This is a genomic window from Streptomyces sp. ISL-66 (genome assembly GCF_018614135.1).
GTDB lineage: Bacteria > Actinomycetota > Actinomycetes > Streptomycetales > Streptomycetaceae > Streptomyces.
Genome location: NZ_JAGGOW010000004.1, coordinates 37,123 through 51,750, shown reverse-complemented (window position 1 = coordinate 51,750; position 14,628 = coordinate 37,123). Strand labels below are relative to the sequence as shown.

At 73.0% G+C, this 14,628-nt stretch carries 12 protein-coding genes and 1 pseudogene; 11 read left to right on the top strand and 2 right to left on the bottom strand.

Features of this window, described 5'->3' with window-relative positions; translation table 11 throughout:
- The 3 genes and pseudogenes from J7E97_RS01080 to J7E97_RS01070 form a co-directional block, all read left to right on the top strand.
- Positions 1-365 (top strand): annotated as a pseudogene (locus J7E97_RS01080) (hypothetical protein); the annotation flags it as partial.
- Between the two features lie 156 nt (positions 366-521).
- Positions 522-1,892: a NarK/NasA family nitrate transporter gene (locus tag J7E97_RS01075; RefSeq protein WP_215021356.1), complete on the top strand. Its 1,371-nt coding sequence runs from the start codon at positions 522-524 to the stop codon at positions 1,890-1,892.
- A 177-nt stretch (positions 1,893-2,069) separates the two neighbouring features.
- Complete coding sequence (locus tag J7E97_RS01070) at positions 2,070-3,269, top strand: uroporphyrinogen-III synthase (RefSeq protein WP_215021355.1); 1,200 nt, start codon at positions 2,070-2,072, stop codon at positions 3,267-3,269.
- A gap of 40 nt (positions 3,270-3,309) precedes the next feature.
- On the opposite strand, the gene J7E97_RS36930 is transcribed toward J7E97_RS01070, so the two are convergent.
- Positions 3,310-3,477, bottom strand: coding sequence for a PIN domain-containing protein (locus J7E97_RS36930; RefSeq protein WP_374224092.1), 168 nt, complete (start codon positions 3,475-3,477; stop codon positions 3,310-3,312).
- Between the two features lie 100 nt (positions 3,478-3,577).
- Between J7E97_RS36930 and J7E97_RS01065 the strand changes: the two genes are divergently transcribed.
- The 5 genes from J7E97_RS01065 (at position 3,578) to J7E97_RS01045 (ending at position 9,931) form a co-directional block, all read left to right on the top strand.
- Positions 3,578-4,120: a GNAT family N-acetyltransferase gene (locus tag J7E97_RS01065; protein ID WP_215021354.1), complete on the top strand. Its 543-nt coding sequence runs from the start codon at positions 3,578-3,580 to the stop codon at positions 4,118-4,120.
- 128 nt (positions 4,121-4,248) lie between these two features.
- A complete protein-coding gene (locus J7E97_RS01060) occupies positions 4,249-4,827 on the top strand; it encodes an ABATE domain-containing protein (RefSeq protein WP_215021353.1) in 579 nt (192 codons plus the stop codon).
- Between the two features lie 185 nt (positions 4,828-5,012).
- Complete coding sequence (locus J7E97_RS01055) at positions 5,013-7,334, top strand: UvrD-helicase domain-containing protein (protein WP_215021352.1); 2,322 nt, start codon at positions 5,013-5,015, stop codon at positions 7,332-7,334.
- A gap of 582 nt (positions 7,335-7,916) precedes the next feature.
- Positions 7,917-9,341 (top strand): NAD-dependent malic enzyme, encoded by a 1,425-nt coding sequence (locus J7E97_RS01050; RefSeq protein WP_215021351.1) that lies wholly within the window; start codon positions 7,917-7,919, stop codon positions 9,339-9,341.
- 308 nt (positions 9,342-9,649) lie between these two features.
- On the top strand, positions 9,650-9,931 hold the full coding sequence (locus J7E97_RS01045) for an HU family DNA-binding protein (protein WP_007264399.1): 282 nt from the start codon (positions 9,650-9,652) through the stop codon (positions 9,929-9,931).
- A 239-nt stretch (positions 9,932-10,170) separates the two neighbouring features.
- Here J7E97_RS01045 and murA read toward each other — a convergent pair whose 3' ends face one another.
- The gene (murA, locus tag J7E97_RS01040) at positions 10,171-11,514 is read right to left on the bottom strand and encodes a UDP-N-acetylglucosamine 1-carboxyvinyltransferase (RefSeq protein WP_215021350.1); all 1,344 of its coding nucleotides are present in this window, start codon (positions 11,512-11,514) and stop codon (positions 10,171-10,173) included.
- A gap of 274 nt (positions 11,515-11,788) precedes the next feature.
- Between murA and J7E97_RS01035 the strand changes: the two genes are divergently transcribed.
- The 3 genes from J7E97_RS01035 to J7E97_RS01025 all read left to right on the top strand — a co-directional run bounded on the left by J7E97_RS01035 (position 11,789) and on the right by J7E97_RS01025 (position 14,596).
- Positions 11,789-12,349, top strand: a complete 561-nt coding sequence (locus J7E97_RS01035; RefSeq protein ID WP_215021349.1) for a YqgE/AlgH family protein — start codon at positions 11,789-11,791, stop codon at positions 12,347-12,349.
- An 87-nt stretch (positions 12,350-12,436) separates the two neighbouring features.
- Complete coding sequence (locus tag J7E97_RS01030; RefSeq protein ID WP_215021348.1) at positions 12,437-12,721, top strand: DUF3039 domain-containing protein; 285 nt, start codon at positions 12,437-12,439, stop codon at positions 12,719-12,721.
- Between the two features lie 159 nt (positions 12,722-12,880).
- On the top strand, positions 12,881-14,596 hold the full coding sequence (locus tag J7E97_RS01025; RefSeq protein WP_308346144.1) for a beta-N-acetylhexosaminidase: 1,716 nt from the start codon (positions 12,881-12,883) through the stop codon (positions 14,594-14,596).
- The last annotated feature ends 32 nt before the right edge of the window (positions 14,597-14,628 follow it).

Below are 14,628 nucleotides of genomic sequence, written 5' to 3'. Positions count from 1 at the left end.
CACCGGTGGCGGTCGGCAAGGACGAGTTCCGCCGGGTCATGGTGAAGACCGGGAACCCGGTCCTGGCCACGGTGGACTTCGCCGAGCTGGCCGGCTGTGTGAAGCGGCCGCTGACCGGCCCGGTGCCGCTGTCGCCGCTGGCGATGGTGTGGCGCAAGGGCCTGCGCCACCCCGGGCTGGACGCGCTGCGCGCCGCCGCGGCGGAGCTCGCGGCCGCCCACGGCTGGCTGGCGGTGCCCGCGGACAGCTGGCTGCCCGCCGGCACCGCCCCGCGACCGTCGGCGCCCGCCCGCCGCTCCGCCGTCCGGCCCGGCGACCCGGGCGTCCTTCCGCCCGCGCTCACACCGGCCCCGGGAGGCGGGTGAGTGCAAGGTTTCCCGGCGGTCATCCGGCGGGGACCCAGGCCGAAACGAGCCGTTCCTACCGTCGTGACCACGGACGAGACGTGACGAGACGTGACGTGACAAGACGTGACGACGTGGCGTGACGCGACGCGATCGCAGCAGCTGTGGAGGCGTGTGATGACCAGTACGACCGCACCGCGCAAAGGGGGCCGCTGGATCGAGCGGTGGGAACCCGAGGACGAGACCTTCTGGAAGGAGACGGGCGAGAAGACCGCCCGGCGCAACCTGGTCTACTCCGTGCTCTCCGAGCACATCGGTTTCTCGATCTGGTCCCTGTGGTCGGTGATGGTGCTCTTCATGGGCCCGAAGTACGGGATCGACCCCGCGGGGAAGTTCTTCCTCATCGCGACCGCCACCTGTGTCGGCGCCCTCGTCCGGATCCCCTACACCTTCGCCGTGGCCCGTTTCGGCGGCCGCAACTGGACCGTCGTCAGCGCCCTGCTGCTGCTCGCGCCGACCGTCGCCGCGTGGCTGGTCATGGAGCCCGGGACCTCGTACGGCACCTTCCTGCTGGTGGCCGCGCTGACCGGCGTCGGCGGCGGCAACTTCGCCTCCTCGATGACGAACATCAACGCGTTCTTCCCGCTGCGCAAGAAGGGCTGGGCGCTCGGCCTCAACGCGGGCGGCGGCAACATCGGCGTCCCCGTCGTCCAGCTCGTCGCGCTGCTGGTCATCAGCACGGCCGGGGCCGGCCACCCGAGGCTGCTGCTCGGCGCCTACGTCCCGCTCATCGTGATCGCGGCCACCCTCGCCGCGCTGCGGATGGACAACCTGGCGCCCGTGCGCAACGACACCGGAGCCGTGCGGGAGGCCGTCCGCGACGCCCACACCTGGATCATGGCGTTCCTGTACATCGGCACCTTCGGCTCCTTCATCGGCTACAGCTTCGCCTTCGGGCTGGTGCTGCAGACGCAGTTCGGCCGCACCCCGCTCCAGGCGGCCTCGCTCACCTTCATCGGGCCGCTGCTCGGCTCGCTGATCCGGCCGGTCGGCGGGGCCCTCGCGGACCGGTTCGGCGGGGCGCGGATCACGCTGGGCACGTTCGTGGCGATGGCGGCGGCCACCACGGTGGTGATCCTGGCCTCCGTACGGGAATCCCTGCCGGTGTTCCTCGTCGGCTTCGTCGCGCTCTTCGTCCTCAGCGGACTGGGCAACGGCTCCACGTACAAGATGATCCCCGGCATCTTCCAGGCCAAGGCCCTGGCACGCGGCATGAGCGGCGTGGACGCGGCCGCCTACGGGCGGCGGCTGTCCGGGGCCTCCATGGGACTCATCGGCGCGGTCGGCGCCCTCGGCGGACTCGGCATCAACCTGGTCTTCCGGGAGGCCTTCCTCAGCTCCGGTTCGGGCACGGCCGCCTTCGTGACCTTCCTCGCCTTCTACGGGGCCTGCTGCACGGTCACCTGGGCGGTATACCTTCGCCGGCCCTCCCGCGCGATGATCAGTACGACGGGCACGGAGGCGAAGCCACAGCTCACCTCGGTGTAACGGCGGACCGACATCGGTTAACGGCACCGAAATACGCGTGAACCGAGCCTGATACGCCCCCAGGGCAGGCTCGGTTCACGCGAACGCGATCCCGGCCCCGGTTCCGGGCGGGCTCCGGACCCGACTCCGAGACCGGACCCGATCCCGGACCCCGACCACTGCGCGAGGCAGGTCACCATGCACGACGACACCCCCACCGGGCCGGTCGAGGACACGACTCCCGCGCCCGACCCGGAGCCGGCACCCGTCGCCGGGCCGCTCGCGGGCTTCACCATCGGGGTCACCGCCGCCCGGCGGGCCGACGACCTGATCGCCCTGCTGCGCCGCCGCGGGGCCACCGTGCTGCACGCGCCCGCCCTGCGGATCGTCCCCCTCGCCGACGACGCCGAACTGCTCGCCGCGACCAAGGAACTGATCGGCTGCGCGCCCGACGTCGTGGTGGCCACGACCGCCATCGGCTTCCGCGGCTGGATCGAGGCAGCGGACGGCTGGGGGCTCGGGGAGGAACTGCTCGGGCGGCTGCGCGAGACCGAACTGCTGGCGCGCGGGCCGAAGGTCAAGGGCGCCATCCGGGCCGCCGGGCTGGTGGAGACCTGGTCCCCGGCGTCGGAATCGCTCGCGGAGGTACTGGACCGGCTGCTGAGCGCCGGGGTGGCCGGCCGGCGCATCGCCCTCCAGCTGCACGGGGAGCCGCTGCCCGGCTTCATCGAGGCGCTGCGGGCGGGCGGGGCCGAGGTGGTCGGCGTCCCGGTGTACCGGTGGATGGCCCCCGAGGACCCCGGCCCGCTGGACCGGCTGCTCGACGCGGTGATCGCCGGCGGGGTCGACGCGGTGAGCTTCACCTCCGCGCCGGCGGCGGTGTCCCTGCTGGCGCGGGCCACGGAGCGGGGCGTACGGGAACCCCTGCGCGCGGCGCTGACCGGCGGGTCGGTGCTGTCGGCATGCGTGGGCCCGGTGACGGCCCTGCCGTTGCAGGCCGAGGGGATCGCCACGGTCCAGCCCGAGCGGTTCCGGCTCGGGCCCCTCGTACAGCTGCTGTGCCAGGAACTCCCGGCACGGGCGCGGGTGCTCCCGGTGGCGGGACACCGGCTGGAGCTGCGCGGCCACGCGGTCCTCGTCGACGCCGGGCTCCGCCCGGTCCCGCCGGCCGGCATGGCCCTGCTGCGGGCCCTGGCCCGCCGCCCGGGCTGGGTGGTGGCCCGCTCCGAGCTCCTGCGCGCCCTCCCGGGCGCGGGCCGCGACGAGCACGCGGTGGAGACGGCGATGGCCCGCCTGCGCGTCGCACTGGGCGTACCGAACCTGATCCAGACGGTCGTCAAGCGCGGCTACCGGCTCTCCTTGGACATGGCCGCGGAGACGAAGTACGGGGACGCCTGAGGCGGCCCGCCCGGAGCGGCGCGGGCGGTCGGCGCGGGACTCAGTGCGGCACCCGGTGCACGTGGTGCTCCCGCACCTCCGGGCGGAGGCCGGCCGCGGCGGCGAAGTCCTTGTCGTCGTGGAGGACGACCAGGCCGTGGTGGGCCGCCGTCGCGCGGACGAGCCAGTCGACGACGGACAGGATCTGGTGGCGGCCGCGCTGGGCCAGGCGGTGCGCGGTCTCGATCCACTGCCAGGGTCTTCCGCGGACCCATGGGTGGTTCTCCCCCGCGTCCGGCCGGTTCCGGGGCGTCCGTTAGCGTGCCCGGATGATCCTTGAGGGTGTGGAGATGCGGGAGATCCGGGTGGCGGACGCCGCCGGGCTCGCCGAGGTGTTGGAGCGGAACCGGGCGTACATGGCCCCCTACGAGCCCCGGCGGGGCGCGGGCTTCTACACCGAGGCCGGACAGCGGGCGCGGATCGAGGAGCTGCTCGAGGAGCGGGACGGCGGGCGGGTGCGCCCGTACGTGCTCCTCGACGGCGGGGAGCCCGTCGGGGCGATCAACCTCGGCACCATCGTGTTCGGGGCGCTGTGCAGCGGGGCCATCGGCTACTGGGTGGCGCAGGGGCACGCGGGCAGGGGGCTGGCCACCGCCGCGTTGCGGGAGGTCTGCCGGATCGCCCGCGACGAGGTCGGACTGCACCGGGTCGAGGCCGGGACCCGGGTCGACAACCTGGCCTCGCAGCGGGTGCTGGCGAAGGCCGGGTTCGAGCAGTACGGGCTCGCGCCCCGCTACCTGCACGTCGGCGGGGCCTGGCGCGACCACCGCCTCTTCCACCGGCTGCTGCACGACGACCCGCCCGCCCTCTGAGGGCGGCCTGTCGTCACCTTCCCGTCTCCCCCCTCGGGCGACGACGGGAATTCGACGACAGGCCCTAGCCCCCCGGCCCGGGGGCGGGCACTCTGGGGGCACGCGCCGAGAGCGAGGCGGTGACGGGCATGTGGTTCGACTCCGGGCGGATCTGTCTGGACCTGGTGGCCACCTTCGAGCCCCACAGGCCCACCGACGGGTCGGAGGGGATCCGGGACGGCGACGCGCTGCGGCTGTGGCTCGCCGGAGCCGGGCTGGTGCCCGACCGGACGCCGCTCGCGCGGGTCGGCGCCGACTGGGTGCAGGCCTTCCGGGCGCTGCGCGCCGACGTCGAGGACCTCGTACGGGCCGAGCTCGCCGGGGCCGCGCCGCCCGGGGCCGCGCTGGCCCGGGTCAACGCGGCGGCCGCCGGTCCACCCCCGGGACTGTGTGCCGTACAGGACCAAGAAGGTCACCTGGTACGGGAGTTGTGCGGCGGGGTCGAATGCGCGGGGCTGCTCGCCGCCGTGGCCCGGGACGCGGTGGAGCTGCTCACCGATCCCGGCGACCGCGCGCTGCTGCGGGCCTGCGAGGGCGACGGCTGCGCCCGCGTCTACCTCGACACCTCGCGCGGCCACCGGCGCCGTTGGTGCTCCAGCGAGCTGTGCGGGAACCGCGAGCGGGTGGCCCGCCACCGGCGGCGCGTGCTCGAAGCGCGGCCCGGCTAGCACGGCCCGAGGGCGGCCGCGGGGCGGGCCGCGGGGCCGGTCCGGGCGCGATCCGCGGGGGACCGGGCGGAGGTCCGCGAGTGATCTTCGTCTTGTTCCGTGAGCCTTCCCGGAACGGGGCGTGCGGACAGGGGCCCCTTCGCGTACGGTTGACGGTCGCCCATGCACGTCAGAAAGGGGCCTTGGTGGCCGCGCAGAATGCCGCTGTCGACAGCACGGCGGATTCCGTCCGCGATCGGGAGATCGCGGTCGAGCAGACGCATCTCGATCACGTGTACCGACGCCTTGAGGAGAAGATCGACGAGGCGGAGTTCCTGATGAACGACGCCGCCAAGCGTGGCCAGGTCGGCACGCCCGGAGCCCTCGCCGAGCGGGACGCACAGGTCTTCCGCGCCGGAATCCATCTCAACCGTCTCAACAACGAGTTCGAAGACTTCCTCTTCGGCCGCGTCGACCTGGTCCTCGGCAAGGACGGGGAGCGCGGTCCCGACGGCGCGTTCACCTCCGTCGACCCCGCCGACGACGCGATCCGGCCCGACCTCACGGCCGACATCGCCGAAACGCTCCACATCGGCCGCATCGGAGTCCTCGACTCCGACTACGCGCCGCTCGTCATCGACTGGCGGGCCCCCGCCGCCGCGCCCTTCTACCGTTCCACCCCCAAGGAGCCCGGACGCGTCGTACGCCGCCGCGTGATCCGCTCCAAGGGCCGCAAGGTGCTCGGCGTCGAGGACGACCTGATGCGTCCCGAGGTCACCGCCTTCCTCGACGGGCAAGAGCTCCCCGTCATCGGCGACGGCGCGCTGATGGCCGCCCTCGGGCGGGCCCGCACCCACTCGATGCGGGACATCGTCTCCTCCATCCAGGCCGAGCAGGACCTCGTCATCCGGGCGCCCGCCGCCTCGGTCGCCGAGGTCGCGGGCGGACCGGGCACCGGCAAGACCGCCGTCGCCCTGCACCGCGCCGCCTACCTGCTCTACCAGGACCGGCGCCGCTACTCCGGCGGCATCCTCATCGTCTCCCCGACCCCGCTGCTCGTCGCGTACACCGAGGGCGTCCTGCCCTCCCTCGGCGAAGAGGGCCAGGTCGCCATCCGGGCGCTCGGCTCCCTCGTCGACGGGGCCGAGGCGACCACCTACGACGATCCCTCCACGGCCCGGATCAAGGGCTCGTCCCGGATGCTGAAGGTGCTGCGCAAGGCCGTACGGGGCGCCCTGGAGCTCGGCGGTCCCGGCGGCACCCCCGCCCCGGACCGGCTGCGCGTGGTGGCCTTCGGGCGCCGCCAGGAACTGGAGGCCGGCGACCTCGACCGGATCCGGCAGAACGTCCTGTCCGGCACCGCGCCGGTCAACCTGCTGCGCCCGCGCGCCCGCAAGCTCCTGCTGGACGCGCTGTACTCCAAGTCCGGGGGCGCGGGGCGGCACAGCGACCCGGAGCTCGCCGCCGAGCTGCGCTCCGCCTTCGACGAGGACATCTCGACGGAGGACGCCTTCATCGAGTTCCTCAATGCCTGGTGGCCCGAGCTCACCCCGCGCGGGGTGCTGGCCTCCATGGCCGACGAGCGGCGGCTGGGGCGCTGGTCGCGCCGGGACCTGAACCCGCGCGAGACCCGCCAGCTGGCGCGTTCGCTGCGCCGGGTGGGTCCGGACGGCAAGGGCCCGCTGTCGGTGCACGACGTGGCGCTCCTGGACGAGCTCCACCAGCTGCTCGGTGCGCTCGCCAAGCCCAAGCGCAAGCGCGAGATGAACCCGCTGGACCAGCTGAGCGGGCTGGAGGAGCTGATGCCGATCCGCGAGGAGACCCAGTGGGAGCGGGCCGAGCGGCTCGCGGCGGAGCGCACGGAGTACGCGCACGTCATCGTCGACGAGGCGCAGGACCTGACGCCGATGCAGTGGCGGATGGTGGGCCGCCGGGGCCGGATGGGCACCTGGACGGTGGTCGGCGACCCGGCGCAGTCCTCGTGGACGGACCCGGAGGAGGCGGCGGCCGCACGGGACGAGGCGCTGGGCTCGCGGCTGCGGCGCCGGTTCACCCTGACGGTGAACTACCGCAACCCGGCCGAGGTCGCCGAAGTCGCGTCCCGCGTGCTGAAGCTGGCAGCGCCGGGCACGGAGCCGCCGACGGCGGTGCGCTCCACGGGACTTCGGCCGCGCTTCACGGCGGTGGCCGAGGACCTGCGCGAGACCGTCCGGGAGGAGACCCGGCGGCTGCTGGAGCAGGTCGACGGCACGGTGGGCGTGGTCGTGGCCATGGACCGCCGTGCGGAGGCCGCGGGCTGGCTGGCGGACCTCGGGGAGCGGGCGGTCGCACTGGGCAGCCTGGAGGCGAAGGGCCTGGAGTACGACGCCACGGTGGTCGTCTCCCCGGCGGAGATCGCGCAGGAGTCCCCGGCGGGCCTGCGGGTGCTCTACGTGGCCCTGACGCGCGCGACGCAGCAGCTCACGGTGGTCTCGACCGACCTGGACACCCCGGATGCGGAGGGCGTCGCGGCGCTGCTGCGGCCGTAGCGCCCGGCCGCGGCGCGCGGGGTCCGGCCGGGTCCCGCGGCCCGGCGGGCTCCGGCCGGGTCCAGCGGGCTCCGAGGGCTCCGGCGGAGTGGACACCGGGTCCGGGGCTGTTCACCGGCGGTCCCCGGACCGGCTCAAGGCCCCGTACGGCCGGATGGGGGGCGGCCAAGGGCGTGGTCGGCGGAAGCTTCTTCCGGGAGGGGGATCACTTCCGGCGAACCTTTGTTAGCCTGGTTGAGGCACCGACTCGATCCAAGCCCCCGGGCCCAACCTTAGTCGCCTAGAGCGACCACTTGCCGCGAGGCGAGCATGGCGGGTCGGTGTCGTAGACGTACACGGCAGGTCTGCCCCCACCGCGGAAGCGGCGGGGGCAGGCCTGTTTTGCGTGGCCTGAAAGGGTTCCACGACATCATCAAATCTCGTATGGTGGAAGTGTCTTTCCGAAATTTGTAGCTGGTTACCTTGTACCGGCTGGTAGGTGGGACGATCGGACAACAGGTCCTGCCGCACTCGCCGTGTTCTCGGCCCGCGCGGCGCGGACCCTGTGGACAGAAGAACCAGGGACAGAAGAGGAACACGGCCATGGCAACGGCGCCCAGCGTCTCGTACTCGATGACGGTCCGCCTGGAAGTGCCCGCGAGCGGAACCGCGGTCTCCCAGCTCACCACCGCCGTGGAGTCGTCCGGTGGCTCGGTCACCGGCCTCGACGTGACCGCATCCGGCCACGAGAAGCTCCGTATCGACGTCACCATCGCCGCGACCTCCACGGCGCACGCGGACGAGATCGTCGAGAAGCTGCGCGGGATCGAGGGCGTCAGCCTCGGCAAGGTCTCCGACCGCACCTTCCTGATGCACCTCGGCGGCAAGATCGAGATGGCGTCCAAGCACCCCATCCGCAACCGCGACGACCTCTCGATGATCTACACCCCGGGCGTGGCCCGCGTGTGCATGGCCATCGCCGAGAACCCCGAGGACGCGCGCCGCCTGACCATCAAGCGCAACTCCGTCGCAGTCGTGACCGACGGCTCCGCCGTGCTGGGTCTGGGCAACATCGGCCCGATGGCCGCGCTGCCCGTCATGGAGGGCAAGGCGGCCCTCTTCAAGCGCTTCGCCGGCATCGACGCCTGGCCGATCTGCCTCGACACGCAGGACCCCGACGAGATCGTCGCGGTCGTCAAGGCCATCGCCCCGGGCTTCGCCGGCATCAACCTGGAGGACATCTCCGCGCCGCGCTGCTTCGAGATCGAGGCGCGCCTGCGCGAGGCCCTCGACATCCCCGTCTTCCACGACGACCAGCACGGCACCGCCATCGTGGTCCTGGCCGCCCTCACCAACGCGCTGCGCGTGGTGGGCAAGGCAGTTGGCGACGTCAAGGTGGTCATGTCGGGCGCCGGCGCGGCCGGTACGGCGATCCTCAAGCTGCTCCTCGCGGCGGGCGTCAAGAACGCGGTCAGCGCCGACATCCACGGTGTCGTGCACGCCGGCCGCCCCGACCTCGTCGACGCGGCGGCCGACTCGCCGCTGCGCTGGATCGCCGACAACACCAACCCCGAGGGCTACACGGGCACCCTGAAGGAGGCCGTGGTCGGAGCCGACGTCTTCATCGGCGTCTCGGCCCCGAACGTCCTGAACGGCGACGACGTGGCCGCCATGGCGGAGGGCGCGATCGTGTTCGCGCTCGCGAACCCGGACCCCGAGGTGGACCCGGCCGTCGCCCGCCAGACCGCGGCAGTCGTGGCCACCGGGCGCTCCGACTTCCCGAACCAGATCAACAACGTGCTGGTCTTCCCGGGCGTCTTCCGCGGCCTGCTGGACGCCCAGTCGCGCACGGTGAACACCGACATGATGCTGGCCGCCGCGACCGCCCTGGCCGACGTGGTCGGCGAGGACGAGCTCAACGCGAACTACATCATCCCGTCGGTCTTCAACGACAAGGTCGCGGGCGCGGTCGCCGGAGCCGTCCGCAAGGCTGCCTCGGCCGCCGTGACGGCCTCCACACCGGCCTGATCCCCGGCGCGTCGCGGGGTGCGGGCCCGCCGGGCCGCCTCTAGGGTTGCGGGGATGCGCGTGGCCCGCGGTCCGCATCGTCCGGAGACCCTTCCGGTGCGGACGGAGCGTCACCGCGGCGTGACTGTGGCGCTTTTCGTGTGACCCCGGCGGGTGCCGGATTGGCTTTCCCGCCGCTGGTGGGGGCAGGATGCGTAACCGGGCGAGAGGGTCTGACGTCAGACCCGGGTCCGGGGACTGTCCTAGGGCCCTGGCAGCATCGGCTTCGATCTCACGCCTCTAAGGCACGTTGAACACGGGAGTACAACATGAACCGCAGTGAGCTGGTGGCCGCTCTGTCCGAGCGCGCCGAGGTGACCCGCAAGGACGCCGACGCCGTTCTGGCCGCGCTCGCCGAGACCGTCGGCGAGATCGTCGCCAAGGGCGACGAGAAGGTCACCATCCCCGGCTTCCTGACCTTCGAGCGCACCCACCGTGCCGCTCGCACCGCGCGCAACCCGCAGACCGGCGACCCCATCCAGATCCCGGCCGGCTACAGCGTGAAGGTCTCCGCGGGCTCCAAGCTCAAGGAAGCCGCCAAGGGCAAGTAGCACGCCTTTGTGCCGGGGGCCGCAGGGCTCCCGGGACGGCAGTAGTAGTACGTAGTACGCGAGAGGCGGCCACCCGGCACCGGGTGGCCGCCTCTCCGCGTTCCCGGCGGCCAGGTGGCCCCGGGGGCCAGAACGCCCCCACAGGCCCCGTACGGGGCCTGTGGGGGCGTTCTGGGACGGTCTGTGTCGATCTTCAGGGCGAGCCCCGGGGGATCGTCCGGGAGGGCCCTGGGCGTCCCCTAGACGAGGTCGCCGCCCGGCAGTTCGACCTTGGCGCCCAGTTCCACGAGCTTGTCCATGAAGTTCTCGTAGCCGCGGTTGATCAGGTCGATGCCGTGGACCCGTGAGGTGCCCTCGGCGGCCAGCGCCGCGATCAGGTACGAGAAACCGCCGCGCAGGTCGGGGATGACCAGGTCGGCGCCCTGGAGCTTGGTGGGCCCGGAGACGACCGCCGAGTGCAGGAAGTTGCGCTGGCCGAAGCGGCAGGCGCTGCCACCCAGGCACTCCCGGTAGAGCTGGATGTGCGCGCCCATCTGGTTGAGCGCCGAGGTGAAGCCGAGGCGGGACTCGTAGACCGTCTCGTGGACGATCGAGAGGCCGGTGGCCTGGGTCAGCGCCACCACCAGCGGCTGCTGCCAGTCGGTCTGGAAGCCGGGGTGGACGTCCGTCTCCAGCGCGATGGCGTTGAGCGGGCCGCCCGGGTGCCAGAAGCGGATGCCGTCGTCGTCGATCTCGAAGGCGCCGCCGACCCGGCGGAAGGTGTTCAGGAAGGTCATCATCGAACGCTGCTGCGCGCCGCGCACGTAGATGTTGCCGCCGGTGGCCAGCGCCGCGGACGCCCAGGAGGCGGCCTCCAGCCGGTCCGGGAGCGCCTTGTGGTTGTAGCCGCCCAGGCGGTCCACACCGGTGATCCGGATGGTCCGGTCCGTGTCGACGGAGATGATGGCGCCCATCTTCTGCAGTACGCAGATGAGGTCCTCGATCTCCGGCTCGACGGCGGCGTTGCTGAGCTCGGTGACGCCTTCGGCCAGGACGGCCGTCAGCAGCACCTGCTCGGTCGAGCCGACCGACGGGTAGGGCAGGCGGATCTTGCAGCCGCGCAGCCGCTGGGGGGCTTCCAGGTACTGGCCGCCCTCGCGCTTCTCGATGGTCGCGCCGAACTGCCGCAGCACGTCGAAGTGGAAGTCGATCGGCCGGCCGCCGATGTCGCAGCCGCCCAGCCCCGGGATGAACGCGTGGCCGAGGCGGTGCAGCAGCGGGCCGCAGAACAGGATCGGGATGCGCGACGAACCCGCGTGCGCGTCGATGTCGGCGACGTTCGCGCTCTCCACGTGCGTGGGGTCGAGCACCAGCTCGCCCGGTTCGTCACCCGGGCGCACGGTCACCCCGTGCAGCTGGAGCAGCCCGCGCACGACCCGGACGTCACGGATGTCGGGAACGTTGCGCAGTCGGCTGGGCCCGCTGCCGAGCAGGGCCGCCACCATGGCCTTGGGTACGAGGTTCTTCGCGCCGCGGACACGGATCTCGCCCTCGAGCGGGGTTCCGCCGTGGACAAGCAGTACATCGTCACTGATGCCGGTCATGAATCTCGCGTTCCGGAGAGGGATGGGCAGGGGACCAGTCAAAAGGGTAAGGGGCAGTACCCCCCTGTTCGTATGGCTGACGGGGCCCGGGGACTGTCATGAATTGGCCACAACACCCTGGGTGTCCGCCAGGTGGCGGAGCGTCTCCTTCCGCCGCCGGTGCGATCCGCCGGGCCGTGCGCCCCGCCCGGCGCCGCCGTGCGCCCTGAGCTGCGTACGGTCCGAATGCGCCGTCCGCTCCCCCTCGCGGGCGAATGTGCGGGATCATGTCGGCATGACCGAGGTGTCCTCCCTCACAGGGCGGCTGCTCGTGGCCACCCCCGCCCTCGCGGACCCGAATTTCGACCGCGCGGTGGTGCTGCTGCTCGACCACGACGAGCAGGGCTCGCTCGGCGTCGTCCTCAACCGCCCCACCCCGGTGGGTGTCGGCGACGTCCTGCTGCCCTGGGCTCCGCTGGCCGGCGACCCGGGGGTGGTGTTCCAGGGCGGCCCCGTGGCGCTGGACTCCGCGCTGGGGCTGGCGGTGATTCCGGGCGAGGAGGGGCCGATCGGCTGGCGCCGGGTGCACGGGGCGATCGGCCTGGTGGACCTGGAGGCCCCGCCCGAGCTGCTGGCCGCGGCTCTGGGGGGCCTGCGCATCTTCGCCGGGTACTCGGGCTGGGGACCCGGGCAGCTCGAGGAGGAACTGGTCGAGGGCGCCTGGTACGTGGTCGATTCCGAGCCGGGGGACGTGTCCTTCCCGGATCCGGAGCGGCTGTGGCGCGCGGTGCTGCGGCGACAGCGCAGCGACCTGGCCATGGTGGCCACCTATCCGGACGACCCGTCGCTGAACTGACCCCGCCCGCCGGGCCGTCCCGAGCCCCGCCGGGCGGCCCGGGTGGTGGGCCGACCCCGGCGCGCGGGGATCGGTACCCTGGCAGTTATGAGCACTCTTGAGCCCGATCGCGGGACTGGTACGGGAACCCTCGTAGAGCCGACACCCCAGGTGTCCCACGGTGACGGCGACCACGAGCGCTTCGCCCACTACGTCCAGAAGGACAAGATCATGGAGAGCGCGCTCGGGGGCACCCCCGTCGTCGCGCTCTGCGGCAAGGTCTGGGTGCCGGGCCGGGACCCGAAGAAGTACCCGGTCTGCCCCATGTGCAAGGAGATCTACGAGTCCATGGGCCCCGGTGGGGACAAGGACAAGGGCAAGGACGGCAAGTAGTCCGGCCCTGAAGTCGCGGGACGGAGGTCCCCGGTGCGCCCAAGTGCGCCCGGGGGCCTTTTGCGTGCCCGGGCGGAGGGCTAGGGTCGGCTGCGTTCGCGCCATGTGAAACGCGCGTTGCGCACAGTGCAACGGACCGACGGCGAAGGGCTGATCCCCGTGACCCTCCTGCACCTCCTTCCGCACCCCCGGACGGTGACGCCCGACGCCGGCGGCGGCCACCTGGAACTGGCCCCCGGAGCGACGATCGCCGCCGGCCCCGGCACCGAGGGGGTCGCGCGCTGGCTGCGGCGGGAGTTGGGGGCGGCCACCGGCTACGCCTTCGCCGACGCGGGCCGGGGTGAGGGCCAGGGTGAGGGCCAGGGTGAGGGGCAAGGTCAGGGCTCGGACCCGGAGCGGGGGCCGGGCGCCGCGGCCGGGGTGCAGCCGGCCGCCGTGCGGCTGTCGGTGGACGGGGGGCTCGCGCGGGAGGCGTACCGGCTGCGCGTGGCGGCCGACGGGGTGGAACTGCGCGGCGGATCCGCCGCCGGGGTGTTCTGGGGCGCGCAGACGCTGCGTCAGCTGCTCGGGGCCGACGCCTACCGGCGGGCGCCGCTGCCGGGGGCGGTGTGGCGGCTCCCGTACGGGGAGGTCGCGGACGCGCCGCGGTTCGGCTGGCGCGGCCTGATGCTCGACGTCGCCCGGCACTTCATGCCCAAGGACGGCGTGCTGCGCTACATCGACCTGCTCGCCGCCCACAAGCTGAACGTGCTGCACCTGCACCTGACGGACGACCAGGGCTGGCGGGTGGAGATCAAGCGGTACCCCCGGCTCACCGGGGTCGGCGCGTGGCGCGGGCGCAGCCGGTGGGGCCACCGGGCCTCGCCGCTGTGGAACGAGACCCCGCACGGCGGCTTCTACGCCCGGGACGACATCCGCGAGATCGTCGCGTACGCCGCCGAGCGGCACGTACGGGTGGTCCCGGAGATCGACCTGCCGGGGCACTCGCAGGCCGCGATCGCCGCGTACCCGCAGCTGGGGAACACGGACGTCGTGGACACGGCCGCCCTGGGGGTGTGGGACGACTGGGGCATCAACGAGAACGTGCTCGCGCCCACCGAGGCCGTCCTGCGGTTCTACGAGGGCGTCTTCGAGGAGCTGCTGGAGCTGTTCCCCGCCGAGGTCTCGCCCTTCGTGCACATCGGCGGCGACGAGTGTCCCAAGGCGCAGTGGAAGGCCTCCGCGGTGGCGCAGGAGCGGATCCGCGAGCTGGGGGTGGACGGGGAGGACGGGCTGCAGTCCTGGTTCGTCCGGCACTTCGACCGCTGGCTCGCGGAGCGCGGGCGCCGGCTCATCGGGTGGGACGAGATCCTGGAGGGCGGGCTGGCCCCGGGCGCGGCCGTCTCCTCCTGGCGCGGGTACGCGGGCGGGATCGCCGCCGCCGAGGCCGGCCACGACGTGGTGATGTGCCCCGAGCAGCAGGTGTACCTGGACCACCGTCAGGCGGGCGGCGCGGACGAGCCGGTGCCGATCGGATATGTGCGCACGCTGGAGGATGTGTACCGGTTCGAGCCGGTTCCGCCGAAGTTGTCCGAGCGGGCGGCGTCCCACGTGCTGGGCGCGCAGGCCAACGTGTGGACCGAGGCGATGGAGAACCAGAGCCGCGTCGACTACCAGGTGTTCCCGCGCCTCGCCGCCTTCGCCGAGGTGGTGTGGTCGACGCTGCCGGAACCCGCGGAGCGCGACTACGGGGACTTCGAGGCGCGGATGGCGGAGCACTACCGGCGCCTGGACGTGCTCGGGGTCGACTACCGGGCACCCGGCGGCCCGTTGCCCTGGCAGCGCCGGCCCGGTGTGCTCGGACGTCCGATCGAAGGAGCGCCCCCGAACGTGTGACGGGCCCCCTGCGGATGACGCGGGCGCGGGCG

Excerpts from the sequence above, each read along its gene's own strand:
- J7E97_RS01075 (WP_215021356.1), top strand. The coding sequence starts at position 522 with ATGACCAGTACGACCGCACCGCGCAAAGGGGGCCGCTGGATCGAGCGG.
- J7E97_RS01070 (WP_215021355.1), top strand. The coding sequence starts at position 2,070 with ATGCACGACGACACCCCCACCGGGCCGGTCGAGGACACGACTCCCGCG.
- J7E97_RS01065 (WP_215021354.1), top strand. The coding sequence starts at position 3,578 with ATGATCCTTGAGGGTGTGGAGATGCGGGAGATCCGGGTGGCGGACGCC.
- J7E97_RS01060 (WP_215021353.1), top strand. The coding sequence starts at position 4,249 with ATGTGGTTCGACTCCGGGCGGATCTGTCTGGACCTGGTGGCCACCTTC.
- J7E97_RS01050 (WP_215021351.1), top strand. The coding sequence starts at position 7,917 with ATGGCAACGGCGCCCAGCGTCTCGTACTCGATGACGGTCCGCCTGGAA.
- J7E97_RS01045 (WP_007264399.1), top strand. The coding sequence starts at position 9,650 with ATGAACCGCAGTGAGCTGGTGGCCGCTCTGTCCGAGCGCGCCGAGGTG.
- murA (WP_215021350.1), bottom strand. The coding sequence starts at position 11,514 with ATGACCGGCATCAGTGACGATGTACTGCTTGTCCACGGCGGAACCCCG.
- J7E97_RS01035 (WP_215021349.1), top strand. The coding sequence starts at position 11,789 with ATGACCGAGGTGTCCTCCCTCACAGGGCGGCTGCTCGTGGCCACCCCC.
- J7E97_RS01030 (WP_215021348.1), top strand. The coding sequence starts at position 12,437 with ATGAGCACTCTTGAGCCCGATCGCGGGACTGGTACGGGAACCCTCGTA.